This window comes from Pseudomonas sp. 37 R 15 (genome assembly GCF_900004865.1).
Lineage (GTDB): Bacteria > Pseudomonadota > Gammaproteobacteria > Pseudomonadales > Pseudomonadaceae > Aquipseudomonas > Aquipseudomonas fluorescens_AM.
In genome coordinates this window covers 28,095-51,122 of record NZ_CVTV01000005.1, presented here as the reverse complement: position 1 = coordinate 51,122, position 23,028 = coordinate 28,095, and the positions used below count along the sequence as shown (strand labels likewise).

Here is a 23,028-nt window from a genome sequence, read left to right as displayed (position 1 = left end):
CAAATGACCGACAAAAAAGTTACTCGACTGCGTCGCGCTCGCAAAGCACGCCTGAAAATGCACGAACTCGAAGTCGTGCGTCTCTGCGTGTATCGCTCGTCGCAGCACATCTACGCCCAGGTCATCTCGGCCGACGGCAACAAAGTCCTGGCAAGCGCCTCGACTTTGGATAAAGAACTGCGTGATGGTGCCACCGGCAACATCGACGCGGCCACTAAGGTTGGCCAGCTGGTCGCTACACGTGCTAAGGCCGTGGGCGTCTCGCAAGTGGCTTTCGACCGCTCTGGCTTCAAGTACCACGGCCGCGTTAAAGCGCTGGCTGATGCTGCTCGTGAAGCTGGGCTGGAGTTCTAAGTTATGTCAAATAACGACCAAAAGCGCGACGAAGGCTACATTGAGAAGCTGGTTCAAGTTAACCGCGTAGCCAAAACCGTTAAAGGCGGCCGTATCTTCACTTTCACCGCGTTGACCGTGGTGGGTGATGGTAAAGGGCGTGTTGGCTTCGGCCGTGGCAAGTCACGTGAAGTGCCTGCCGCGATCCAGAAGGCAATGGAAGCTGCTCGTCGCAACATGATCCAGGTTGATCTGAACGGCACTACCCTGCAGTACGCAATGAAGTCCGCCCATGGCGCTTCGAAGGTGTACATGCAGCCTGCTTCTGAAGGTACCGGTATCATCGCTGGCGGCGCTATGCGTGCTGTCCTCGAAGTTGCTGGCGTTCAGAACGTTCTGGCCAAGTGCTACGGCTCGACTAACCCGGTAAACGTGGTTCACGCCACTTTCAAAGGTTTGAAAGCTATGCAATCTCCTGAGTCCATCGCTGCCAAGCGTGGCCTGACTGTGAAGGAGATCTTCTGATCATGGCTACCGTTAAAGTAACGCTGATCAAAAGCATGACCGGCCGCATTCCTAACCACAAGCTGTGTGTTAAAGGTCTGGGTCTGCGTCGCATCGGTCACACTGTAGAAGTCCAGGATACTCCCGAGAATCGCGGGATGATCAACAAGGCTTACTACATGCTGCGTGTAGAGGGTTAATCGATGAAACTCAATGATCTGAGTCCAGCGCCGGGTTCCCGTCGCGAAAAGCATCGTCCGGGCCGTGGTATCGGTAGTGGTTTGGGTAAGACCGGTGGCCGTGGCCACAAAGGTCAGACCTCCCGCTCCGGTGGCACCATTGCTCCAGGCTTTGAAGGCGGTCAACAGCCGCTGCATCGTCGCCTGCCTAAGTTCGGTTTCGTATCCCTGAAAGCCATGGACCGCGCAGAAGTGCGTCTGTCCGAGCTGGCTAAAGTGGAAGGCGACATCGTTACTGTGCAGACCCTGAAAGATGCCAACGTGATCAACGTCAACGTACAGCGTGTGAAAATCATGCTGTCCGGTGAAGTGACTCGCGCTGTCACTATCGGCAAGGGAATCGGCGCCACCAAAGGTGCGCGTTCGGCTATCGAAGCAGCTGGCGGCAAGTTCGAGGAATAAATGGCTAAGCAAGGTGCTCTCTCAGCGCTCGGCAAAGGCGGTATGTCTGAACTTTGGGCTCGTCTGCGTTTTCTGTTCCTGGCGATTATCGTCTACCGAATAGGCGCACACATCCCGGTTCCAGGTATCAACCCGGACCGACTCGCAGACCTGTTTCGACAGAATGAGGGGACCATTCTTAGCTTGTTCAACATGTTTTCCGGCGGCGCGCTGGAGCGGATGAGCATCTTTGCACTGGGGATCATGCCGTACATTTCGGCATCGATCATCATGCAACTGATGACCGCCGTCAGCCCGCAGCTGGAGCAGTTGAAGAAGGAAGGTGAAGCTGGCCGTCGCAAGATTAGCCAGTACACCCGCTACGGCACTGTCGTCCTCGCTCTGGTTCAAGCTATCGGCATGTCCGTTGGCCTGGCAGGGCAGGGCGTTGCGTTCACTGGTGACTTTGGCTTCCATTTCGTCGCGGTATCCACGTTTGTGGCTGGTGCGATGTTCATGATGTGGCTGGGTGAGCAGATTACTGAGCGTGGTGTTGGTAACGGTATCTCGATGTTGATTTTCGCAGGTATCGTCGCCGGTCTTCCGAGAGCAATTGGGCAGTCTTTCGAGTCTGCGCGTCAGGGTGATATCAATATCTTCGCCCTGGTTGCCATCGGTTTGCTGGCAGTAGCGATTATCGGTTTCGTGGTGTTCATTGAGCGTGGTCAGCGTCGTATTGCTGTTCACTACGCCAAGCGTCAGCAGGGCCGTAAGGTCTTTGCTGCGCAGACCAGCCACTTGCCGCTGAAGGTGAATATGGCCGGCGTTATTCCGGCAATTTTCGCGAGCAGCATCTTGCTGTTTCCGGCTTCGTTGGGTACCTGGTTTGGTCAGTCTGAAAATATGGGCTGGCTGCAGGACCTCTCTCAGTCGATCGCTCCTGGTCAGCCGTTGAATATTCTGCTGTTTAGTGCAGGGATTATTTTCTTCTGCTTCTTCTATACGGCGTTGATGTTCAATCCGAAAGACGTAGCGGAAAACCTGAAGAAGTCCGGTGCCTTTATTCCGGGTATTCGTCCGGGTGAGCAGTCTGCACGCTACATTGATGGCGTTCTGACTCGTTTGACCCTGTTCGGTGCTCTATATATGACGGCCGTGTGTTTGCTTCCCCAGTTCCTGGTGGTTGCGGCAAACGTTCCGTTCTACCTTGGCGGGACCTCGTTGCTGATCGTGGTCGTGGTTGTGATGGACTTCATGTCCCAAGTACAATCGCACCTCGTTTCGCACCAGTACGAATCCCTGATGAAGAAAGCCAACCTGAAGGGCTACGGCAGCGGCATGTTGCGCTGAGTACCCCATAAGGTTCGAGGAGTTGGTGATGAAAGTTCGTGCATCGGTGAAAAAGCTGTGCCGCAACTGCAAGATTATTCGCCGCGAAGGTGTTGTTCGAGTAATTTGCAGCGCGGAACCGCGTCACAAACAGCGCCAAGGCTGAGTGTGATCCGCTTGAAGCCCGGCAGCTAGTGCGCTGCCGGGTTGATTATTTGTTATTACAGCGATATTATCTCGCGCCCTATTTCTTGGCTTCCGGGGCGTAGGTAGCTGTCAATTGGAGTCCCACTGAATGGCCCGTATTGCAGGCGTTAACATTCCAGATAACAAGCACACTGTTATCTCGCTGACCTACATCTATGGTGTTGGTCGCACTACTGCGCAGAAAATTTGCGCAGACACTGGGGTAAACCCAGCCGCAAAGATCAAGGATCTGAGCGACGAGCAGATTGAGCTGTTGCGTGGCGAAGTGGCGAAGTTCACCACTGAAGGTGACCTGCGTCGCGAAATCAACATGAAAATCAAGCGTTTGATGGACCTCGGTTGCTACCGTGGTCTGCGTCATCGTCGTGGTCTTCCAGTGCGCGGTCAGCGTACCAAGACTAACGCGCGTACCCGTAAAGGTCCGCGTAAGCCGATCCGCAAGTAATCGCCCACGCGAATCGACAGGAAAATTATCATGGCAAAACCTGCTGCTCGTCCTCGTAAAAAAGTTAAAAAGACAGTGGTTGATGGCATCGCCCACATCCATGCTTCTTTTAACAACACAATCGTGACCATCACCGACCGTCAAGGTAACGCGCTTTCTTGGGCTACCTCCGGTGGTTCGGGTTTCCGCGGTTCCCGCAAGTCCACCCCGTTTGCTGCTCAAGTAGCTGCTGAACGTGCTGGTCAAGCTGCGCTGGAATACGGCCTGAAAAACCTCGACGTTAACGTCAAAGGTCCAGGTCCAGGTCGTGAGTCTGCTGTCCGTGCTTTGAACGGCTGTGGCTATAAGATCGCCAGCATCACCGACGTGACGCCAATCCCGCACAACGGGTGCCGTCCGCCGAAGAAGCGCCGCGTGTAATCCAGGAGATTGTAAAGAATGGCTCGTTACATTGGTCCAAAATGCAAACTCGCTCGTCGTGAAGGCACCGATCTCTTCTTGAAGAGCGGCGTGCGCGCGATCGAATCGAAGTGCAACATTGAAGCAGCACCTGGTATCCACGGCCAACGCCGCGGTCGCCAGTCCGATTACGGCACCCAACTGCGTGAAAAGCAGAAGGTCCGTCGTATCTACGGCGTTCTCGAGCGTCAGTTCAGCGGCTACTACAAAGAAGCTGCTGGCAAGAAAGGTGCAACCGGTGAAAACCTGCTGCAACTGCTCGAATGCCGTCTGGACAACGTTGTATACCGTATGGGCTTTGGTTCGACTCGCGCCGAATCCCGTCAGCTGGTATCGCACAAATCCGTCAGCGTAAACGGCCAAACCGTTAACGTACCGTCTTACCAGGTTCGTGCTGGTGACGTGGTCGCGATTCGCGAGAAAGCAAAAAACCAACTTCGCATTGTCCAAGCTCTCGATCTGTGTGCCCAACGTGGCCGCGTAGAATGGGTAGAAGTAGACACTGAGAAGAAGTCGGGCGTTTTCAAGAACGTTCCTGCTCGCAGTGATCTGTCCGCCGACATCAACGAAAGCCTGATTGTCGAGCTCTACTCCAAGTAAGGGCTAGAAAATAGGTGCATCCATGCAGATTTCGGTAAATGAGTTCCTGACACCCCGCCACATTGATGTGCAGGTTGTCAGTCCAACCCGCGCTAAAATTACTCTCGAGCCTCTCGAGCGTGGTTTTGGCCACACCCTGGGCAACGCGCTGCGCCGCATCCTGTTGTCCTCAATGCCCGGCTGTGCAGTAGTCGAGGCCGAGATTGACGGTGTGCTCCACGAGTACAGCGCCATCGAAGGTGTACAGGAAGACGTAATTGAAATCCTGTTGAACCTTAAAGGTCTGGCTATCAAGCTGCACGGCCGTGACGAAGTTACGCTGACCTTGTCGAAGAAGGGTTCGGGGGTGGTTACCGCTGCCGATATTCAGCTGGATCATGATGTCGAGATCGTTAATCCCGATCACGTAATCGCTAACCTGGCGTCTAACGGCGCCCTGAACATGAAGCTCACTGTAGCTCGTGGTCGTGGTTATGAACCGGCCGACTCGCGTCAGAGCGATGAAGACGAAAGCCGCAGCATTGGTCGCTTGCAGCTTGACTCTTCGTTCAGCCCGGTTCGCCGTATCGCATACGTGGTGGAAAACGCCCGTGTCGAGCAGCGTACTAACCTGGACAAGCTGGTTATTGATCTGGAAACCAACGGTACTCTGGATCCTGAAGAGGCTATCCGCCGCGCTGCAACCATTCTGCAACAGCAGTTGGCTGCGTTCGTCGACCTCAAAGGTGACAGCGAACCAGTGGTAATCGAGCAGGAAGACGAGATCGATCCGATCCTGCTTCGCCCGGTTGACGATCTGGAACTGACTGTACGTTCGGCTAACTGCCTTAAGGCGGAAAACATTTACTACATCGGTGACCTGATTCAGCGTACCGAAGTAGAACTGTTGAAGACTCCGAACCTGGGCAAGAAATCCTTGACTGAAATCAAGGACGTTCTGGCCTCCCGCGGTCTGTCCCTCGGCATGCGCCTCGACAACTGGCCGCCTGCAAGTCTTAAGAAGGACGACAAGGCGACTGCCTGATCGTCGTAATCACCGAACGTGAGTTTGGTAAGGAATGAACCATGCGTCATCGTAAAAGTGGTCGTCACCTGAGCCGTACCAGCTCGCACCGCAAGGCCATGTTCCAAAACATGGCGGTGTCGCTGTTCGAGCACGAGCTGATCAAAACTACACTGCCGAAAGCTAAAGAACTGCGTCGCGTTGCTGAGCCGCTGATCACTTTGGCCAAGACAGACAGCCTGGCTAACCGCCGTCTGGCTTTCGACCGTACTCGTTCGAAAGCTATCGTTGGTAAGCTCTTCAACGACCTGGGCAAGCGTTACGCTACCCGTGAGGGTGGCTACCTGCGCATCCTCAAGTGCGGCTTCCGCACTGGCGACAACGCGCCTATGGCGTACGTCGAGTTGGTTGATCGTGCTACTGCCGGCGAAGCTGTAAGCGCCGAGTAAGACGACAGTCTGCAACGAAGAACCGGGCCTAGTGCCCGGTTTTTTGTGCGCGTCATAAAAGCGCGATAGGTACAAGTTTCCCGAGGCGACGGTGGGCATGATGGACGCCAGTTTGTTTGGTAGTAATTTTCTATTGAAGCCTGCAATTTAATAAATTTGTGGGTGTCATGCTGTTGATTAATACTTCCACCAAGCCGATTAGCCGGCAGTTTCAAGTCTCACCTGAGGAAGATTGCGCATGAGCCAGAATAAAATCCTTACCACCGCCAGCGGCGCTCCCGTTGCGGATAATCAGAATTCCCGTTCCGCCGGTCCTCGTGGCCCGCTGCTGCTCGACGACTTTCACCTGATCGAGAAGCTCGCTCACTTCAATCGTGAGAATATTCCAGAGCGCCGTGTACACGCCAAAGGTTCGGGCGCCTACGGTACGTTCACAGTCACCCAGGACATTACTCACTACACCAGCGCCAAGCTGTTCGAGTCAGTGGGTAAGCAGACCCCGACCTTCCTGCGGTTCTCCACTGTAGGAGGTGAGCGTGGTTCCGCTGACACTGAGCGCGACCCACGCGGCTTCGCCTTGAAGTTCTACACCGAGGAAGGCAACTGGGACATCGTTGGCAACAATACGCCTGTGTTCTTCATCCGTGATCCGCTGAAGTTTCCGGATTTCATCCACACCCAAAAGCGCTTGCCGCAAAGCAACCTGAAAAGCGCACAGATGATGTGGGACTTCTGGTCGCATTCCCCAGAGGCGCTGCACCAGGTCACCATCCTGTTCTCGGACCGTGGCATCCCCGATGGCTATCGCCACATGCACGGCTTCGGCAGTCACACCTACAGCCTGATCAATGCCAAAGGCGAGCGTCACTGGGTGAAATGGCACTACAAGACCCAGCAAGGCATCAAGAACCTGGCACCGGCTGAGGCCGCGCGCCTGGCGGGTACCGATCCAGACTATGCCCAGCGCGATCTGTTCGGCGCCATCGAGCGTGGTGATTTCCCGAAATGGCGCGTTTGCATCCAGATCATGACCGAGGCTCAAGCGAACGCTCACTACGAAAACCCGTTTGACGTAACCAAGACCTGGTCGCAAAAAGAATTCCCACTGATCGAGGTGGGCGAGCTGGAACTCAACCGCAACCCGCAGAACTATTTCGCCGAAGTGGAACAGGCCGCTTTCGGCCCAAGCAACATGGTTCCAGGCGTTGGCCTGTCGCCGGACCGCATGCTGCAAGGTCGAGTCTTTGCCTACGCAGATGCTCACCGGTACCGTGTTGGCACCAATCATCAGCAACTGCCGGTGAATGCTCCACGGAACCCGGTCAACAGCTACCAGCGTGACGGTTCGATGGCCTTTGGCAGTAATGGTGGCGCTGCGCCGAACTATGAGCCAAACAGCTACGCGGATGCGCCAAAGCAGGCGCCACAGTACGCTGAGCCTGCACTGGCCTTGAGCGGTGCAGCTGATCGTTATGATCATCGCGAAGACACGGATTACTACAGCCACGCCGGTGCACTGTTCCGCTTGATGAATGACGAGCAAAAAGCGCTGCTGACCAGCAACATTGCCGGCGCGATGGGCGGTGTTTCCAGTGATGTGGTCCAGCGTCAGTTGCAGCATTTCTATAAAGCGGATCCCGCTTATGGAGAAGCAATCGCAAATGCACTGGGTGTATCGCTTAACTGACTCTAAACGATAAGCAGAACCGCCCTCATTTGGGCGGTTTTTGCGTTATTTCAGCTACTTTTCTCCGGAAATCTTCGCTTTTCTGCCGTTGATCCCGTGACCTTCAGGTCAGCATGGTTCAAACTACAGACTTTCAAGCAGGGAGATGTAGGGCGATGCAAGGTCACCCCGACGTAATCGATTACCTCAACACGTTGCTGACGGGCGAACTGGCAGCTCGTGACCAATATTTCATCCATTCGCGTATGTACGAAGACTGGGGGTTTACCGAGCTCTATGAACGTATTAACCATGAGATGGAAGAAGAGGCGCAGCACGCTGACGCACTGATGCGTCGTATCCTCATGCTCGAAGGCACGCCGCGCATGCGTCCCGACGACTTGGATGTGGGCACCACAGTGCCGGAAATGCTCGCTGCCGACCTTCGTCTCGAATACAAGGTCCGTGCCGCTCTCTGCAAGGGCATTGAGCTGTGCGAGCAGCACAACGACTATGTCACTCGCGAGATCCTGCGGGTGCAGTTGAATGACACCGAAGAAGATCACACCTACTGGCTGGAAAAGCAGTTGGGTCTGATCAAGCTGATTGGCCTGGAAAACTACCTGCAATCGCAGTTCTGATTCCGGCTACGAAAAAGCCCCTGCCGCCGATGAGGTGACAGGGGCTTTTTATCGGGCCCGATAAATCAGGCCCGGTCGCGCTCCAGCAGCGGCTTCAGGTAGTAGCCAGTATGGGATTGCGACATCTCGGCGACTTGCTCCGGCGTACCGACCGCAATGATCTGCCCGCCCTTGGAGCCGCCTTCCGGTCCCAGGTCGACCAACCAGTCGGCGGTCTTGATCACATCCAGGTTGTGTTCAATCACCACCACTGTATTACCGTGGTCGCGCAAGCGATGCAGTACGTCCAGCAGTTGCTGAATATCGGCAAAGTGCAGGCCAGTGGTTGGCTCATCAAGGATATACAGGGTTTTGCCCGTATCCCGTTTGGACAACTCACGCGACAGTTTAACCCGCTGCGCTTCACCACCCGACAGCGTGGTCGCCGACTGCCCCAGCTTGATATAAGACAAGCCTACATCCATCAACGTCTGCAGCTTGCGCGCCAACGCCGGAACCGCATCGAAGAACACCCGAGCTTCCTCGATGGTCATCTCCAGGGTTTCGTGGATGTTCTTGCCCTTGTATTTGATTTCCAGGGTTTCGCGGTTATAGCGCTTGCTCTTGCACACGTCGCACGGCACATAGATATCCGGCAGGAAGTGCATCTCGACCTTGATCAAACCGTCGCCCTGGCAGGCTTCACAGCGGCCGCCCTTGACGTTGAACGAGAACCGGCCCGGCCCGTAGCCGCGTGAGCGGGACTCCGGAACACCGGCGAACAACTCGCGAATCGGCGTGAACAGCCCGGTGTAAGTCGCAGGGTTGGACCGCGGCGTACGGCCAATCGGGCTCTGGTCGATGTCGACCACCTTGTCCAGATGCTCCAGGCCCTTGATGCTGTCGTGGCCCGCTGCTTCCAGGGTGGTGGCGCCGTTCAGTGCGGTAGCACTGAGGGGGAACAACGTGTTGTTGATCAGCGTCGACTTGCCCGAGCCGGACACCCCGGTCACACAGGTCAGCAGGCCCAGGGGTATTTCCAGATCCACATTGCGCAAGTTGTTGCCACGAGCGCCCTTGAGGTGCAACGCCATCTTCTTGTTGCGCGGCGTGCGCTTGGCCGGCACCTGGATTTTTACCCGGCCAGACAGGTATTTACCGGTCAGGGAGTCCGGGTGAGCCATCACCTCGGCAGGCGTACCTTCGGCAACAATATGCCCGCCATGTACGCCAGCCCCCGGGCCGATATCGACGACGTAATCCGCCAGGCGAATGGCGTCCTCGTCGTGCTCGACCACAATCACCGTGTTGCCGATATCCCGCAGGTGTTTCAGCGTACCCAGCAGGCGATCGTTGTCGCGTTGATGCAAGCCGATTGATGGCTCATCGAGGATGTACAACACGCCCACCAGTCCCGCGCCGATCTGGCTGGCCAGGCGAATCCGCTGGGCCTCGCCGCCCGACAGGGTATCGGCGCTGCGGTCCAGGGACAGATAATCCAGGCCAACGTTGACCAGGAACTGCAAACGCTCGCGGATTTCCTTGAGGATCTTGTCGGCAATCTCCCCACGACGGCCGGTCAGCTTGAGCACACCAAAGTACTCACAGGCATCGCCGATTGGCAGGTTGGTCACCGCCGGCAATGTCTTCTCGCCAACCCACACATGCCGCGCTTCACGGCGCAGGCGAGTGCCACGGCAATCAGGGCAAGGTTGGGTGCTGAGGAATTTCGCCAGTTCTTCACGCACACTGGCCGATTCCGTCTCGCGGTAACGGCGCTCAAGGTTCGGCACGATGCCTTCGAACGGGTGGGAACGCTTGACGATGTCACCACGGTCGTTCAGATACTTGAAGTCGACGTTCTGCGAGCCGCTGCCGTTGAGGATGACCTTCTGCTGGTCCGCCGGCAGTTGGTTGAACGGCACTTCGAGGCTGAACTTGTAGTGCGACGCCAACGACCCCAGCATCTGGAAGTAGTAGACGTTGCGCCTGTCCCAGCCACGAATCGCCCCCTCCGCCAGCGTCAGGTCGCCATTGACCAGGCGTTTGATGTCGAAGAACTGCTTGACGCCCAGGCCGTCACAGGTCGGGCAGGCGCCGGCCGGGTTGTTGAAGGAAAACAGCTTGGGTTCCAGCTCGCTGATGGCATGGCCGCAGATCGGGCAGGCAAAACGTGCGGAGAAGATGATCTCTTCGCCCGGCTCATCGTCCATCGGCGCGACCAGGGCAATACCGTCGGCCAGTTTCAACGCGGTCTCGAAGGATTCCGCCAGGCGTTGCTGCAGATCGGCACGCACCTTGAAACGGTCAACCACCACGTCGATGGAATGCTTCTTCTGCTTGTCGAGCTTCGGCGCTTCATCCAGCTCATAAAGCTTGCCGTTGATGCGAGCGCGCACGAAACCTTGCGCCCGCAACTCTTCAAAGACCGACAGATGTTCACCCTTGCGCTCGCGGATGACGGGCGCCAGCAGCATCAGCTTGGCGCCTTCCGGCTGGGCCAGCACCAGGTCAACCATCTGGCTGACGGTCTGGGCTTCCAACGGAATATCGTGGTCCGGGCAGCGCGGAATACCCACGCGTGCATACAGCAGACGCAGGTAATCGTAGATTTCGGTAATGGTGCCCACGGTGGAGCGCGGGTTATGGGACGTCGATTTCTGCTCGATGGAAATGGCCGGCGACAAACCTTCGATGGTGTCGACGTCGGGCTTTTCCATCATGGACAGGAACTGCCGGGCATAGGCCGACAGCGATTCCACATAGCGCCGCTGGCCTTCGGCATACAGCGTATCGAACGCCAGGGACGATTTGCCCGAACCGGACAGGCCGGTGATGACGATCAGTTTGTCCCGGGGCAGGGTCAGGTCGATGTTCTTCAGGTTGTGGGTTCTAGCCCCACGAATCAGGATCTTGTCCAAGATGGCCTCGCACGGCGGGCGTAAATAATGCCGGAGTATACGGCTAAAGACTGGATGAATATACACTGTCAAAAGGCCGCTTGCAGCCTTACATGAAAGCTGCGCGGCAAAGCGCCGCATATACCCTCTCAATCGATGGGACTGGTAGAATCGCCGCCGGTTCACACGAGGTTTTTCCATGCACGATCCCCACAGCGAACGCATGAGTAGCGGCGAGACCCGAGCGGCAAGCGGTCTGGCCCTGGTGTTCGCCTTCCGTATGCTGGGCATGTTTATGGTGTTGCCGGTGCTGGCGACCTATGGAATGGATCTCGCAGGCGCGACCCCCGCATTGATCGGCCTGGCGATTGGCGCCTATGGCCTGACCCAGGCGATCTTCCAGATACCCTTCGGCATCATTTCCGACCGTATTGGCCGTCGCCCGGTGATTTACCTGGGGTTGATCGTGTTCGCCCTCGGCAGTGTGCTCGCGGCGCAGTCCGATTCGATCTGGGGCGTGATCGCCGGACGGATCCTGCAAGGCGCCGGGGCGATTTCCGCTGCGGTGATGGCCTTGCTGTCGGACCTTACCCGCGAACAACATCGCACCAAGGCCATGGCCATGATCGGCATGACCATTGGTTTGTCGTTTGCCGTGGCGATGGTGGTCGGCCCGCTGCTGACTCGCGCCTTCGGCCTGCACGGGTTGTTCCTGGCCACCGGCGGCATGGCGTTGTTCGGGATCGTGATCGTGGCCTTCATGGTGCCGCGCTCGACCGGCACGCTGCAGCACCGTGAGTCCGGCGTCGCGCGCAAGGCGCTGTTGCCGACGCTCAAGCATCCGGACCTGCTGCGCCTGGATTTAGGTATCTTCGTGTTGCACGCAATGCTGATGTGCAGCTTCGTCGCCTTGCCCCTGGCGCTGGTGCAGAAAGCCGGTTTGCCCAAGGAGCAGCACTGGTGGGTCTACCTTACCGCACTGTTGATTTCGTTCTTCGCCATGATTCCGTTCATCATCTACGGCGAGAAGAAACGCAAAATGAAACGAGTTCTGCTCGGCGCCGTCGCGACATTGATGCTCACTGAACTATTCTTCTGGCAGTTCGGCGACAGCTTGCGGGCGCTGGTGGTCGGCACGGTGGTGTTCTTCACCGCGTTCAACCTGCTGGAGGCGTCATTGCCGTCGCTGATCAGCAAAGTTTCACCGGCTGGCGGCAAGGGCACGGCAATGGGCGTTTATTCCACCAGCCAGTTCCTCGGTTCGGCGCTGGGCGGAATCCTGGGCGGCTGGATGTTCCAGCATGGCGGTTTGTCGGTTGTGTTCCTCGGATGCGCCGGGCTGGCTGCACTTTGGCTGGTCTTTGCTGTTACCATGCGCGAACCTCCGTATGTGACGAGCCTACGCCTGCCGTTATCGCCTGAAGCGATGCGCGAAGCTGGCTTGGCCGAGCGCCTGAAGGCCGTCGTTGGAGTAACGGACGCAGTAGTGGTCGCAGAAGAAGCTGCGATTTACATCAAATTGGACACCGAATTATTGGATCGCGCGACGCTCGAGCACCTGGTCAACCCAGTGCCGACAGCGCGCCCAGCCTAGGAGAACGTTATGGCCCGTGGGGTTAACAAAGTCATATTGGTCGGTACATGCGGCCAGGATCCCGAAGTTCGCTACCTGCCTAACGGTAACGCCGTGACCAACCTGAGTCTGGCGACCAGCGAACAGTGGACCGACAAGCAGACTGGCCAGAAGGTCGAGAAAACCGAATGGCACCGCGTGTCGATGTTCGGCAAAGTGGCCGAGATCGCCGGTGAGTACCTGCGCAAAGGTTCGCAGGTCTACATCGAAGGCAAACTGCAAACCCGCGAGTGGGAAAAAGACGGCATCAAGCGTTACACCACTGAAATCGTGGTCGACATGCAAGGCACCATGCAATTGCTGGGCGGCCGTCCACAGGGCGACCAACAGGGCCAGGGCGGCATGTCCAACTCGGCACCGCGTCCACAGCAATCGCGTCCGCAGCCAAGCCAGCAGCCTCAGCGTGAGTCGCGTCCCGCGCCACAACAGGCCGCCCCGCAGCCGGCTCCGGATTTCGACAGCTTTGATGACGATATCCCGTTCTAGGGTTTAAAACCCCAGAACCCAAAAAAAACCCCGATAGCCCTGGCTTCGGGGTTTTTTTATGGGCGATGCTTAACCACCAAGAGAAGGAGAAACCCCGATGACCTGGTCCGCCAAGCAGTACACGATGTTCGAGCAGCAGCGCACCCGCCCCGTCCGCGATCTGGTGGCCGCGATTCCCAATACCGATGTGGGCACGGCCGTCGATTTAGGGTGTGGCCCCGGCAATTCCACCCAAGTGTTGGCCGAACGCTTTCCACACGCCCACATTACCGGCATGGACAGCTCCGATGACATGCTGCGTGACGCCCGCAAGCGCCTGCCGGCCTTGAGCTTCGAACTGGCGGATATCGGCGCCTGGCGTCCGGCGCAGCGGTTTGACGTGATTCTCGCCAATGCTTCCCTGCAATGGTTGCCTGACCACGCCACGCTCTATCCGCACTTGGTCAACCAACTGACACCCAGTGGCACGCTGGCGGTACAGACGCCGGACAACCTCGACGAGCCTGCCCACCGGCTCGCCCGTGAGGTCGCAGCGCAGGGGCCATGGGCCGCGAAGATCGGCGCGGTCAAGCATAACGAGCGGCATTCGGCGAGCTATTACTTCGAACTGCTGAACCGGCATTGCAGCACCGTCGATGTCTGGCGTACCACCTACCACCACCCGTTGGCAGATCACGGGGCAGTGGTGGAGTGGTTCAAGGGTTCAGCGCTGCGGCCTTTCCTGGCGCCACTGAACGACGACGAAAAAGCCGCTTTCCTGCAGGCGTACCAGGCACGGATCATCCAGGCTTATCCAGCCCTGGCGGATGGCACGGTACTGCTGCCATTCCCGCGCCTGTTTATCATCGCCACACGCTGAACGCACCGAGCGGCGGTCAAGCCACCGCCGCTTGGGCTTTCAAATAGTCTTCCGTCGACACCACACTCGCATAGCCGAAGGCCAACGCGGCCATGTAGGCGCCATGCACCTGGGCGGCGGGAATCACCTGTCCATTGAAGTCCTGGTCACAGGTAGCGCAGGCGTCATGAATGACCGTGACCTTGTAGCCCAAGTCTGCCGCCGCCCGCACCACAGCGTCGATGCACATATGGCTCATGCTGCCGACCACGACCACGTCGGTAATGCTGCGCCGTTCCAGCAACTCGCGCAGGTTGGTCTGGCGAAAGGCATTCACAAAGTGCTTGAGCACCACCGGCTCGTTACCCTGGTTCAACACGTTGGCATGCAACTGCGCGCCTTCGGAGCCCGGCGTGAAGAACGGCGCGTCATCGTCCGCGAACTCGTGACGCACGTGGATCACCGCATCGCCGGTCTGACGAAAGGCCTTCAGCACCTGCGCGGCGTTGTCCGCAGCGGCCTCCACACCGTCAAGCGGCCACTTGCCCTGGGGGAAGTAGTCGTTCTGGATATCGATCAGGATGAGTGCTTGCTTGGCCATGTGGGTTGCCTCGTGATGGGTTGATAGGTCCAGTATCTTAGCTGGCGCCGCCGTCGGATATCGGCTGCCGTACACGTGAATCGTGCAGAACGCCGCGTGCCCGAGGCCGCATCGTGCAGAATGGCGCAGGCTAACTGCTATTGCGTGTGCGGCAACTGATTGATTTTCAAGCGCTCCTCCTCAGCGCGACCTTGGCCTGATCCCTGCTACGCTTCTTTTACACACATGGCCGGATGCCAAGGGGGATGCATGACCCCGATTTCACGTAAAAAGCTGGTGCTCTCTCATTCAACGCGCAGCGGCGCACCCCAGCATGAAGTGGAGACCAATCGCGCCCTGGCGCGCTGGCTCGCGCAGATACTGGGGCTAAAATTCGGCGGCAGCTACGACCCGCTCAAGCACGCCGGCCACGATCTGTACCTGCTTCCCACACAAACGCTGGTGGGGGCCGCCCAGGCACAAGCGCTCAATATCAAGGGCCCGCAAGACCTGTGGGGCGGTTATGTCGATCATGCGTTCATCTGTACCAAAGCCATCACTCACGGCCTGCTGAGCCCGCAAGCCCAGGCGCCCGAGGGCTGGTCGCCGCTGTTTTGTGAGCGCGTGCGCGACGTAGTCCTTGATGGCTTGAGTGTCTTCGCGCTGGAAGATGCACGGCCAGCCGCGACTCGTTTGCTCTACAGCGGGCCGATTCGCTTGAAGCCCGTAAACGCCTGCGCGGGACGCGGGCAAGAGGTGATCCGCAGCCTCGACGAATTCGATGCCCTGCTGGCGCGTCCCGAAGCCGCCGCAATGTTTAATGATGGGGTGGTGCTGGAACAAGACCTGCAGGACGTAGTCACTCACAGTGTGGGCCAAAGCTTTATCGGCGATCACGTCATCAGTTACTGCGGCGAGCAATACCTGACCCGGGACGGGCAGGGCGAAGAGGTCTACGGCGGCTCCAAACTGCTGGTGGTGCCCGGCGGCTACGACGACTTGCTCACGCTGGCTCTGCCGGACGATGTACGCGAAGCCGTCAGGCAAGCGCAGGTTTTCGACAAGGCTGCCGATGAAGCCTACCCCGGCTTCTACGCCTCGCGCCGCAACTACGACATCGCCCAGGGGCTGGACAGCGACGGCCAACGCCGCAGTGGCGTGCTCGAACAGTCCTGGCGCATGGGCGGGGCCAGCAGCGCGGAAGTCGCGGCGCTGCAGAGCTTCGTCAACCACCCCGGCTTGCGCGCGATCCGCGTGGCCTCGGTGGAAACCTATGTGGATCGGACGTTACCGGCAGACGCCATCGAGGTGTACCGCGGCCCGGCTGAAAACAGCGACTTTCTCCTCAAATATGTGACGGTTAACGCTTATGACGGCTAGAAGCGAGAGCATCGCAATCGACATCGACGACGAACAGATGAGCGGGACCTTCCTCAGCCCCAAATCCAAAGTGCCGGGCGTGTTGTTCGTGCACGGTTGGGGCGGCAGCCAGGAGCGCGACCTGGAGCGCGCCAAAGGCATCGCGGGGCTCGGTTGCGTGTGCCTGACGTTCGACCTTCGCGGCCATGCCGGCACCGGTATCCCGCTGTCCCGCGTGACCCGTGAAGACAACCTGCGCGACCTGTTGGCCGCCTACGACCGGCTGCTGGCCCACCCGGCGATCGACACCTCGGCGGTAGCAGTGGTGGGCACCAGCTATGGCGGCTACCTGGCGGCGATCCTCACCTCATTGCGCCCGGTGCGCTGGCTGGCGTTGCGGGTGCCTGCGCTGTACCGAGACCAGGAATGGCTCAAGCCCAAGCGTGAACTGGATAAAGCCGACCTGATTGATTACCGCAGCACGCTGGTTCATGCTCAAACCAATCGTGCCTTGCATGCCTGCGCGAAATTCACCGGAGATGTACTGATCGTCGAATCGGAAACCGACGATCACGTGCCTCACGCCACCATCATGAGTTACCGCGCGGCGTGCCAGCAGACCCATTCGCTGACCCACCGCATCATCGACGGCGCCGACCACTCATTGAGCGATCCGGTGTCGCAGCAGGCGTACACCTCGATCCTGGTGGATTGGATCACTGAGATGGTAGTGGGTGAACGGCTGAGCATCATTCAATCGCGCTAACCCGCTAAGCGGGTGTTTTCTTCACCCGCAACGCCTTGGCCTTCGCCTCCACCCCCAAATACATCACCAGCGCGATCAACAACGGGCAGATAAAATAGATCGCTCGATAGGCAATCAATCCCGCCAGCAAACTGCCGCGTGACGCCTCATGCTGCAGCAGCCCGATAAACACCGCTTCCAGCACGCCGAGCCCGGCAGGAATATGCGTGAGCACCCCGGCAATCGCGCTGATCAGCAGCACCCCCAGCACCAGCGGATAATCCAGTTTCGCCGGCAACAGCGTGAAAATCACGGCCGCCATCAGCGACCAGTTCAACGCGCCCAGCAGCAACTGCAAACACGCCATGCGCAGCGACGGCAGGTTGATTTCCATGCCGCGAATCGTCCACGCGCGCTTTTTCGAAAATTGGCACGCCACCAGGTAGCCCAGGCTCGCCAGCACCAACAGCGCACCGATGCCTTGCAAGGCCGTGGTGCTGACTTTCCAGCCCGGCGGCATGGTGACCAGGCCGCTGCTGAACACCGCTCCGGCCAACGCCATATAGCCGAACCAGTTGGTTGCCAGGCTCAGCCCCAGGATCTTGGCGATATTGCTGGTGCTCACCCCCAGTCGCGAATACAGCCGATAACGCATGGCGATGCCGCCCACCCACGCGCTCAGGTTGAGGTTGAACGCGTAGCTGATGATGCCCACCGGCAGGATCTGCTTCCAGCGCAAGGGCTGGCGAATGTAGGTGCGACCGATCAGGTCGAAGCAGGCATACACAATAAAGCTGCACACCGTCAGCGCGCCGGCGATCAGCAGGGTGCGCACCTTGAATTCGCTCAACGTCTGTACCACTTCGCTCCAGTCGATGCGTCGGGCAAGCAAAGTGAACAGCACGATCAGCAGCAGGAAGAACGCAAGGGTCAGGGGCTTCTTCCAGCGCTGGAACCGGGAGCCGCTTTTTTCAGACGTCATGGGCCGGACTCTCAATAGGTTTCAAACGCGGCTTGTGTGCCGGCAGCCAGCCGGTCAGGGCGGGGAAGTGACGCATCACATGAAATACCAGGAAGCCCACGGTCAGGCGCCACAACCACAGGCGCGGTTTGCGTTTTGCCGGCATGGTCTGGCAATGGTCCCTGGCGAGCGCTTCCAGGCTTTCGTACAACTGCTGATTGAACGCCCGGTCGCGGATCAACACATTGGCTTCAAGGTTCAATGCCAGGCTCAACGGGTCCAGGTTGCTTGAACCGACAGTGCTCCAGTCCTCGTCCACCAAGGCCACCTTGCCGTGCAGCGGGCGCTGGCAATACTCGTGAATGACCACGCCGTCCTTGAGCAGATAGTCATAGAGCATGCGCGCCGCCAGCTTGGCGAGCAGCACATCCGGCTGGCCCTGCATGATCAATTGCACGTGCACGCCACGGCGCGCGGCGTTGCGGATTTCCCGCAGCAGGCGGTAACCGGGGAAGAAATACGCGTTGGCAATCACGGCGCGCGTACGCGCTTTGCTCAACGCGTGGATATAGGCTTCTTCGATGTCATCGCGATGCTGCACGTTGTCGCGATAGATCAGGCGTACCAGGCCGTCTTCGTCAGACGTTGCCCATGGCGTCGGACGTTGCTGGCGCCGCCGCCATCCACGCCGCGTGCGCACCTGGCGACCACTTTGCGCCAGGGCGAAGTGGTGCAGGTCGGCCACCGCCGGGCCAACGATTTGCACCGCATAATCCTGCTTGGCTTCAGGGCCGAAGTCACCCAGATGGTCGGCGGAAAAGTTGATACCGCCGATGAACGCCACGCTGGCATCCACCACCACGATTTTGCGGTGCAGGCGACGGAACCAGTTGGTGCGGATACCCAGCGTCTTCGAGGCCGGATCGAACATCTGCACCACCACCCCGGCCTCGGCCAGCTCGCGTAAAAATGCGCGGCTCAGTTCGCCGCAACCAAAGCCATCCAGGCTGGCCACCACCTTCACCCCGCGCTGCGCGGCTTCGATCAGGATGCCTTTGAGCTCAACGCCGACCTTGTCCTCGAAGAGGATAAACGTCTCCAGCAGAATCTCGCGCTGCGCCGCGCGCATGGCCTCGAACACCTTGGGAAAGTAGGCCTCGCCATTTTCCAGCAACTCGATGCGGTTGCCGCTCTGCCAGCCGTAATCGAGGTCACGCGCCTTGGCATCATCCGGCGGCTGGTCGGTGGCGATATGTTCTACAGCAACGTTCATAGCTCAATCTCCACCGACAGCGGCACATGGTCAGACAAATGGGACCAGGGGCGTGTGGTCAGCACCCGGGGGTTATGCACCTTCAGATTGCGCACGTAGATGCGGTCCAGCGCCAACAACGGCAGGCGCGCGGGAAACGTGCGTGCAGGTTTGCCCTGTGTCTGCACGAAGACTTCCTCAAGGCCGCTTTGGCTCAGGTCGGCACGCTGGCGCCAGTCGTTGAAATCGCCGGCGACCACCACCGGCGCGTCGGCCGGAATCTCGCTGATGCGCTGCTCCAGCAAGCGCAGTTGCTGCTGGCGATGCACTTCACGCAGGCCCAGGTGGATGCAGATCGCATGCACTTGCTGCCCGCTGCCCGGCAGGCGCAGAACGCAATGCAGCAGGCCGCGGTTTTCATGGCCGCTCTGGGAGATGTCGAGGTTGTCGTGACGGATGATCTGGAATTTCGACAGCAGCGCATTGCCGTGGTCGCCATGGGGATAGACCGCGTTGCGCCCGTAGGCGAACTGCGGCCAGATACTGTCGGCGAGAAACTCGTACTGCGGCATCTTCGGCCAGTCGCTGTAGCGCTGCGGATGCTGTTCGTGGGTGCCATGGATTTCCTGCAGGAACACCATGTCGGCGCCAACGCTGCGCACCGCTTCACGCAACTCGGGCAGGATGAAACGCCGATTCAAGGCGGTGAAACCCTTGTGGATATTCACCGTCAGCACGGTAAAGCGAGTAATGGGGGCAGTGGGTGTGATGGGGATCAACTCCGGCTGTGTCATGGCAGCACTCCAGGTTCCGGCAATTGCCCCGGCGCTGTCGCCAAGTGCTTGTCCAGACCGAAACGCTGTAACAATTGACGGGCATCGAAAGGCGCACGCACCTTGATGTCGTTATCAAAAAAGCAAAATACGTCGCGCTGTTTGCGCGCGCGTGGCTTGTGCTGCGGGGCGATCAAATGCGCATCCGCAGGCTGTTTGCCGTGACGCCAACGCTCGATGCGGTCGCCCCAGCGTTTGAGGGCTTCGTCGGTATAGCCACTGGCGTACAACTGCTTGTCGCCATGCAGGCGCAGGTACAGGAAGTTGGCGGTGACGTCTTCGGCATACGGCCACTTGCCAGCAGTGTCCGCCACCACCAGGGCGACGCCGTACTTGTCCAGCAACTGCACAAACTCAGGCACCGCAAAGCTCTGGTGGCGAATTTCCACCGCATGGCGCAACGGCTGCTTGCCGTAGGCCTTCATGCTCGCTTTGCCGTTCAGGCGTGGCTCATGCTGATGGGCGAGGGCGGCGGCCTGCAAGGTGGTGGTGGGCAGTTCGGCCAGGAAGGCTTCGAACAGGGGCGGGTCGAACTTGAAGCTGGGCGGGAACTGCCAGAGGATCGGCCCAAGTTTGTCTTTGAGCTCCAGCACCCCGGACGCGAAGAAGTTCGCCATGGGCTTGTGCACATCGCGCAGGCGCAGGATATGGGTGATATAGCGCGGGGCCTTGACGCTGAACATGAACCCGTCGGGCGTGTCGGCATACCACTCGGCGTAGCGCTTGGGGGTTTGCAGCGCGTAGAACGAACCGTTGATTTCGATCGCGTTGACGGCGCGTGACGCAAACTGCAATTCGCGTTTCTGGGTCAAGCCTTCGGGGTAGAAATCGCCCCGCCAGGGCGTATAGCGCCAGCCGGAAATGCCGATGTGAATCGCCGCCATGCTTACTCCCGTTGATCCAGGGTCGATTGCCCCGCGTTTTGGGATGACTACGATCTTTGGCCGAAAGTTTCCACATTCCTACAGGCGGTAGAGCGGGCGGTAGAGGAGGCGGTAGAGGCCAGGGTGTGGGAGAGGGGCCGGGCGAATCAGGGGAACGATCACGGCTCAAACCCGTCAGTTCCTTACAGACCCCCTGAAGGAGCCCGGTGTTTTGCTGAATCTAAAGACTGCATTACTGCTCGGCGCGCTGCTGTTGTGCGGCAACGGCGCACTCCAAGCCGCGGCCACCGCGCCTGAACCCGAAGCCCCGGCCAAGCCGGAATTGCTGGTGGAGGGCGGCCTGCTCGGGGCCATCAGTTCCAGCATCGATGATGTGCAACAGAAGCTGGACCTCAATCAGAATTTCATCGACGAGTGGCGCCTGCGGGCCGACCGGGCCGCGAATGAAGTCGGGCGTTTGGTCGACCAGACGGCGGCGCGCTCGCCATGGAGCGTGGCCGGGGATTTCCTGTTGCTGTCCGCCGTGTGGATCGGTGCCTTTGCCGTGTTGACGCTGTTGGGCCGCCTGATCGTGCGGCGCCTGGGCCTGCGTGGTTTTTTCCAGCGCCGCGCGCGCCTGCTGGCGGTGCTCGGGTATGTGGTGCCCTATACCCTCCCGGCCATTATCTGCCTGCCGTTGACGCTGTATGTCAGCCACTTTTTAGCCACCTCGGTGGGCCGGGCGCTGGCGCTGTGTTTTGCCTACGCCACCAGTAGCGGCATTTTCTCCACCTCGATGCTGTTGTGCGTCATCGTCATGTTCAACGTCGGCCACAAGCGCCCGGCGGTGCGGATAATTTGCGGCTATTGTCCCAAGCCGCTGTTCCTGATCGGCTTCCTGGCCGCCCTCAGCGATGCGCTGACCAGTCCGCAGATCGCCCGTCAGCTCGGTGGCAATATCACCAGCAGTATCGCGGTGTTTACCGGCCTGTTTGCGACGGTGATCTTTGGCGTGCTGGTGGTGCGCCTGCGGCGTCCGGTTGCGCATCTGATCCGCAATCGGCCGCTGGCCCAGCGGCTCAAACAACCGGCGTTGCAGCAATCATTGCGAGTATTTTCCGGGCTCTGGTATTGGCCGATTCTGCTGATGGTGCTGGTATCGGCAATCAACCTGATCGGTGCGGGCGACGACAATCAAAAGGCCCTGCGCTGTGCCCTGTTCACCACCATCCTGCTGATCGGCACGGTGTTCCTCAGCACTGTGCTGCAACACCTGTTCAAGTCTCGCAGCCAGGTGGCGATCCAGCGTAGCAGCGCCTACAAGGAGCGCTTCCTCAGCCTGTTGCACGCGATATTGCGCATCGTCATGGCCATCGCCTTTATCGAAATTCTCGGGCGTATCTGGGGCGTGTCGTTGTTCGAGTTTGCCCAGCGCAACTCAATAGGCCGGGCAATCAGCGATTCCCTCAGCAGCATCGGCCTGATCCTGTTGATGACGTGGCTGTTCTGGGTGGTGCTCGATACAGCGATTCAGGAAGCGCTCAAACCGCCGGTCAACAAGCGCTCCAGCCGTCAGCCCAGCACCCGTGTGAAAACCATCCTGCCGCTGTTGCGCAACGCGGTGAAAATCATCCTCGTGGTGATCTGTGCGATCACCACCATGGCCAACCTGGGCATCAACGTCGCGCCGCTGCTGGCGGGGGCCGGTGTGGTCGGCCTGGCCATCGGTTTTGGCTCGCAGCAATTGGTGCAGGACGTGATCACCGGCCTGTTCATCATCATCGAAGACACCTTGTCGATCGGCGACTGGGTGGTGCTCGACTCCGGCCATGCCGGCACCGTCGAGGGCCTGACCATCCGCACCCTGCGCCTGCGCGATGGCAAGGGCTTCGTGCATTCGGTGCCGTTCGGGCAGATCAAGGCGGTCACCAACCAGTCGCGCCAGTTCGCTTACGCGTTCTTCTCGGTGCAGTTCACCTACGACACCGATGTGGACAAAGCCGTGGAACTGATCCGCGAGGCCGGCCAGTCGATTCGCGACGACGTGTTCCTCAAGTACAACCTGCAAGGGCCGCTGGAGGTGTTCGGCGTCGACAGGATGGACCTCAACGGCGTGGTGCTGACGGCGCAGTTCCGTACTGTGTCGGGTGGGCAGTATGCGGTGAGTCGTGCGTTTAACCAGCGCTTGAAGAAGCTTGTGGATAACTGCGATGAAGTGCATTTCGCGCAGACTTATCCACAGCAGGTTGTGTTGCCAAAGCGGGTGGGGCAGGAGCATGAGGTGGAGATGACCGAGCAACCGCGTGCCGAGTGATTGTGGTGCCTGAACCGGCGCCATCGGGG

General features: G+C 59.0%; 25 protein-coding genes. 19 read left to right on the top strand and 6 right to left on the bottom strand.

Annotated elements, in window-relative coordinates; translation table 11 throughout:
• The first annotated feature begins 3 nt into the window (after window positions 1-3).
• The 13 genes from rplR to bfr all read left to right on the top strand — a co-directional run bounded on the left by rplR (window position 4) and on the right by bfr (window position 8,256).
• Window positions 4-354, top strand: a complete 351-nt coding sequence (rplR, locus tag BFQ04_RS00280) for a 50S ribosomal protein L18 (RefSeq protein ID WP_017135964.1) — start codon at window positions 4-6, stop codon at window positions 352-354.
• 3 nt (window positions 355-357) lie between these two features.
• The gene (gene rpsE, locus BFQ04_RS00275) at window positions 358-858 is read left to right on the top strand and encodes a 30S ribosomal protein S5 (RefSeq protein ID WP_003176409.1); all 501 of its coding nucleotides are present in this window, start codon (window positions 358-360) and stop codon (window positions 856-858) included.
• A gap of 2 nt (window positions 859-860) precedes the next feature.
• Window positions 861-1,037 (top strand): 50S ribosomal protein L30, encoded by a 177-nt coding sequence (gene rpmD / locus BFQ04_RS00270; RefSeq protein WP_003176408.1) that lies wholly within the window; start codon window positions 861-863, stop codon window positions 1,035-1,037.
• A 3-nt stretch (window positions 1,038-1,040) separates the two neighbouring features.
• Complete coding sequence (gene rplO, locus BFQ04_RS00265; RefSeq protein WP_003176407.1) at window positions 1,041-1,478, top strand: 50S ribosomal protein L15; 438 nt, start codon at window positions 1,041-1,043, stop codon at window positions 1,476-1,478.
• Entirely contained in the window at window positions 1,479-2,807 is a 1,329-nt protein-coding gene (gene secY, locus BFQ04_RS00260; protein ID WP_003194637.1) for a preprotein translocase subunit SecY, read from the top strand. It begins immediately after the preceding gene.
• A gap of 28 nt (window positions 2,808-2,835) precedes the next feature.
• Window positions 2,836-2,952: a 50S ribosomal protein L36 gene (rpmJ, locus tag BFQ04_RS28120; protein WP_002555468.1), complete on the top strand. Its 117-nt coding sequence runs from the start codon at window positions 2,836-2,838 to the stop codon at window positions 2,950-2,952.
• Window positions 2,953-3,081: 129 nt separating this feature from the next.
• Complete coding sequence (gene rpsM / locus BFQ04_RS00255) at window positions 3,082-3,438, top strand: 30S ribosomal protein S13 (RefSeq protein ID WP_003210063.1); 357 nt, start codon at window positions 3,082-3,084, stop codon at window positions 3,436-3,438.
• A gap of 30 nt (window positions 3,439-3,468) precedes the next feature.
• Complete coding sequence (gene rpsK / locus BFQ04_RS00250; protein ID WP_002555466.1) at window positions 3,469-3,858, top strand: 30S ribosomal protein S11; 390 nt, start codon at window positions 3,469-3,471, stop codon at window positions 3,856-3,858.
• An 18-nt stretch (window positions 3,859-3,876) separates the two neighbouring features.
• Entirely contained in the window at window positions 3,877-4,497 is a 621-nt protein-coding gene (gene rpsD, locus BFQ04_RS00245) for a 30S ribosomal protein S4 (RefSeq protein WP_003210056.1), read from the top strand.
• Window positions 4,498-4,519: 22 nt separating this feature from the next.
• Window positions 4,520-5,521, top strand: coding sequence for a DNA-directed RNA polymerase subunit alpha (gene rpoA / locus BFQ04_RS00240; RefSeq protein ID WP_003176403.1), 1,002 nt, complete (start codon window positions 4,520-4,522; stop codon window positions 5,519-5,521).
• Between the two features lie 41 nt (window positions 5,522-5,562).
• Complete coding sequence (gene rplQ / locus BFQ04_RS00235) at window positions 5,563-5,949, top strand: 50S ribosomal protein L17 (RefSeq protein ID WP_007918448.1); 387 nt, start codon at window positions 5,563-5,565, stop codon at window positions 5,947-5,949.
• Between the two features lie 238 nt (window positions 5,950-6,187).
• Complete coding sequence (locus BFQ04_RS00230) at window positions 6,188-7,636, top strand: catalase (protein WP_065949091.1); 1,449 nt, start codon at window positions 6,188-6,190, stop codon at window positions 7,634-7,636.
• Between the two features lie 155 nt (window positions 7,637-7,791).
• Complete coding sequence (gene bfr / locus BFQ04_RS00225) at window positions 7,792-8,256, top strand: bacterioferritin (protein ID WP_065930320.1); 465 nt, start codon at window positions 7,792-7,794, stop codon at window positions 8,254-8,256.
• 65 nt (window positions 8,257-8,321) lie between these two features.
• Here bfr and uvrA read toward each other — a convergent pair whose 3' ends face one another.
• On the bottom strand, window positions 8,322-11,156 hold the full coding sequence (gene uvrA / locus BFQ04_RS00220) for an excinuclease ABC subunit UvrA (RefSeq protein WP_065949090.1): 2,835 nt from the start codon (window positions 11,154-11,156) through the stop codon (window positions 8,322-8,324).
• 178 nt (window positions 11,157-11,334) lie between these two features.
• Here uvrA and BFQ04_RS00215 point away from each other — a divergent pair, with 178 nt between their 5' ends.
• The 3 genes from BFQ04_RS00215 to tam all read left to right on the top strand — a co-directional run bounded on the left by BFQ04_RS00215 (window position 11,335) and on the right by tam (window position 14,113).
• Window positions 11,335-12,729 (top strand): MFS transporter, encoded by a 1,395-nt coding sequence (locus BFQ04_RS00215; RefSeq protein WP_065949089.1) that lies wholly within the window; start codon window positions 11,335-11,337, stop codon window positions 12,727-12,729.
• A gap of 9 nt (window positions 12,730-12,738) precedes the next feature.
• Window positions 12,739-13,254 (top strand): single-stranded DNA-binding protein, encoded by a 516-nt coding sequence (locus BFQ04_RS00210; protein ID WP_003232445.1) that lies wholly within the window; start codon window positions 12,739-12,741, stop codon window positions 13,252-13,254.
• Window positions 13,255-13,351: 97 nt separating this feature from the next.
• Entirely contained in the window at window positions 13,352-14,113 is a 762-nt protein-coding gene (gene tam / locus BFQ04_RS00205; protein ID WP_065949088.1) for a trans-aconitate 2-methyltransferase, read from the top strand.
• Between the two features lie 16 nt (window positions 14,114-14,129).
• Here tam and BFQ04_RS00200 read toward each other — a convergent pair whose 3' ends face one another.
• Window positions 14,130-14,693 (bottom strand): cysteine hydrolase family protein, encoded by a 564-nt coding sequence (locus BFQ04_RS00200; RefSeq protein ID WP_065949087.1) that lies wholly within the window; start codon window positions 14,691-14,693, stop codon window positions 14,130-14,132.
• 249 nt (window positions 14,694-14,942) lie between these two features.
• On the opposite strand from BFQ04_RS00200, the gene BFQ04_RS00195 reads away from it, so the two are divergent.
• Both BFQ04_RS00195 and BFQ04_RS00190 read left to right on the top strand, forming a co-directional pair.
• Entirely contained in the window at window positions 14,943-16,052 is a 1,110-nt protein-coding gene (locus tag BFQ04_RS00195) for a DUF3182 family protein (RefSeq protein WP_065949086.1), read from the top strand.
• The gene (locus BFQ04_RS00190; protein WP_065949085.1) at window positions 16,042-16,797 is read left to right on the top strand and encodes an alpha/beta hydrolase family protein; all 756 of its coding nucleotides are present in this window, start codon (window positions 16,042-16,044) and stop codon (window positions 16,795-16,797) included. Before BFQ04_RS00195 ends, BFQ04_RS00190 begins: the two co-directional genes overlap by 11 nt.
• A gap of 4 nt (window positions 16,798-16,801) precedes the next feature.
• On the opposite strand, the gene BFQ04_RS00185 is transcribed toward BFQ04_RS00190, so the two are convergent.
• Genes BFQ04_RS00185 through BFQ04_RS00170 form a run of 4 tightly spaced genes read right to left on the bottom strand, consistent with a single transcriptional unit; the run spans window position 16,802 to window position 20,706 of the window.
• Entirely contained in the window at window positions 16,802-17,758 is a 957-nt protein-coding gene (locus BFQ04_RS00185; RefSeq protein ID WP_065949084.1) for a lysylphosphatidylglycerol synthase domain-containing protein, read from the bottom strand.
• A complete protein-coding gene (gene clsB / locus BFQ04_RS00180; protein ID WP_065949083.1) occupies window positions 17,748-19,010 on the bottom strand; it encodes a cardiolipin synthase ClsB in 1,263 nt (420 codons plus the stop codon). The genes BFQ04_RS00185 and clsB overlap by 11 nt, the downstream gene beginning before the upstream one ends.
• A complete protein-coding gene (locus BFQ04_RS00175) occupies window positions 19,007-19,783 on the bottom strand; it encodes an endonuclease/exonuclease/phosphatase family protein (RefSeq protein ID WP_065949082.1) in 777 nt (258 codons plus the stop codon). Before BFQ04_RS00175 ends, clsB begins: the two co-directional genes overlap by 4 nt.
• Entirely contained in the window at window positions 19,780-20,706 is a 927-nt protein-coding gene (locus BFQ04_RS00170; protein WP_065949081.1) for a DUF72 domain-containing protein, read from the bottom strand. The genes BFQ04_RS00175 and BFQ04_RS00170 overlap by 4 nt, the downstream gene beginning before the upstream one ends.
• A 211-nt stretch (window positions 20,707-20,917) precedes the next feature.
• On the opposite strand from BFQ04_RS00170, the gene BFQ04_RS00165 reads away from it, so the two are divergent.
• Window positions 20,918-22,999 carry a mechanosensitive ion channel family protein gene (locus tag BFQ04_RS00165; RefSeq protein WP_065949080.1) on the top strand — a complete coding sequence of 694 codons (2,082 nt, stop codon included), beginning with the start codon at window positions 20,918-20,920 and terminating at the stop codon, window positions 22,997-22,999.
• The last annotated feature ends 29 nt before the right edge of the window (window positions 23,000-23,028 follow it).

What these genes read in the sequence shown, in the direction of transcription:
- clsB (WP_065949083.1), bottom strand. Translation starts at nt 19,010, where the DNA reads ATGAACGTTGCTGTAGAACATATCGCCACCGACCAGCCGCCGGATGAT.
- rpsE (WP_003176409.1), top strand. Translation starts at nt 358, where the DNA reads ATGTCAAATAACGACCAAAAGCGCGACGAAGGCTACATTGAGAAGCTG.
- BFQ04_RS00175 (WP_065949082.1), bottom strand. Translation starts at nt 19,783, where the DNA reads ATGACACAGCCGGAGTTGATCCCCATCACACCCACTGCCCCCATTACT.
- rplR (WP_017135964.1), top strand. Translation starts at nt 4, where the DNA reads ATGACCGACAAAAAAGTTACTCGACTGCGTCGCGCTCGCAAAGCACGC.
- BFQ04_RS00230 (WP_065949091.1), top strand. Translation starts at nt 6,188, where the DNA reads ATGAGCCAGAATAAAATCCTTACCACCGCCAGCGGCGCTCCCGTTGCG.
- BFQ04_RS00185 (WP_065949084.1), bottom strand. Translation starts at nt 17,758, where the DNA reads ATGACGTCTGAAAAAAGCGGCTCCCGGTTCCAGCGCTGGAAGAAGCCC.
- rpsK (WP_002555466.1), top strand. Translation starts at nt 3,469, where the DNA reads ATGGCAAAACCTGCTGCTCGTCCTCGTAAAAAAGTTAAAAAGACAGTG.
- tam (WP_065949088.1), top strand. Translation starts at nt 13,352, where the DNA reads ATGACCTGGTCCGCCAAGCAGTACACGATGTTCGAGCAGCAGCGCACC.
- bfr (WP_065930320.1), top strand. Translation starts at nt 7,792, where the DNA reads ATGCAAGGTCACCCCGACGTAATCGATTACCTCAACACGTTGCTGACG.
- BFQ04_RS00170 (WP_065949081.1), bottom strand. Translation starts at nt 20,706, where the DNA reads ATGGCGGCGATTCACATCGGCATTTCCGGCTGGCGCTATACGCCCTGG.
- BFQ04_RS00195 (WP_065949086.1), top strand. Translation starts at nt 14,943, where the DNA reads ATGACCCCGATTTCACGTAAAAAGCTGGTGCTCTCTCATTCAACGCGC.
- BFQ04_RS00215 (WP_065949089.1), top strand. Translation starts at nt 11,335, where the DNA reads ATGCACGATCCCCACAGCGAACGCATGAGTAGCGGCGAGACCCGAGCG.
- rpmJ (WP_002555468.1), top strand. Translation starts at nt 2,836, where the DNA reads ATGAAAGTTCGTGCATCGGTGAAAAAGCTGTGCCGCAACTGCAAGATT.
- secY (WP_003194637.1), top strand. Translation starts at nt 1,479, where the DNA reads ATGGCTAAGCAAGGTGCTCTCTCAGCGCTCGGCAAAGGCGGTATGTCT.
- rplQ (WP_007918448.1), top strand. Translation starts at nt 5,563, where the DNA reads ATGCGTCATCGTAAAAGTGGTCGTCACCTGAGCCGTACCAGCTCGCAC.
- BFQ04_RS00200 (WP_065949087.1), bottom strand. Translation starts at nt 14,693, where the DNA reads ATGGCCAAGCAAGCACTCATCCTGATCGATATCCAGAACGACTACTTC.
- rpsM (WP_003210063.1), top strand. Translation starts at nt 3,082, where the DNA reads ATGGCCCGTATTGCAGGCGTTAACATTCCAGATAACAAGCACACTGTT.
- rpsD (WP_003210056.1), top strand. Translation starts at nt 3,877, where the DNA reads ATGGCTCGTTACATTGGTCCAAAATGCAAACTCGCTCGTCGTGAAGGC.
- rpmD (WP_003176408.1), top strand. Translation starts at nt 861, where the DNA reads ATGGCTACCGTTAAAGTAACGCTGATCAAAAGCATGACCGGCCGCATT.
- BFQ04_RS00210 (WP_003232445.1), top strand. Translation starts at nt 12,739, where the DNA reads ATGGCCCGTGGGGTTAACAAAGTCATATTGGTCGGTACATGCGGCCAG.
- rpoA (WP_003176403.1), top strand. Translation starts at nt 4,520, where the DNA reads ATGCAGATTTCGGTAAATGAGTTCCTGACACCCCGCCACATTGATGTG.
- BFQ04_RS00190 (WP_065949085.1), top strand. Translation starts at nt 16,042, where the DNA reads ATGACGGCTAGAAGCGAGAGCATCGCAATCGACATCGACGACGAACAG.
- rplO (WP_003176407.1), top strand. Translation starts at nt 1,041, where the DNA reads ATGAAACTCAATGATCTGAGTCCAGCGCCGGGTTCCCGTCGCGAAAAG.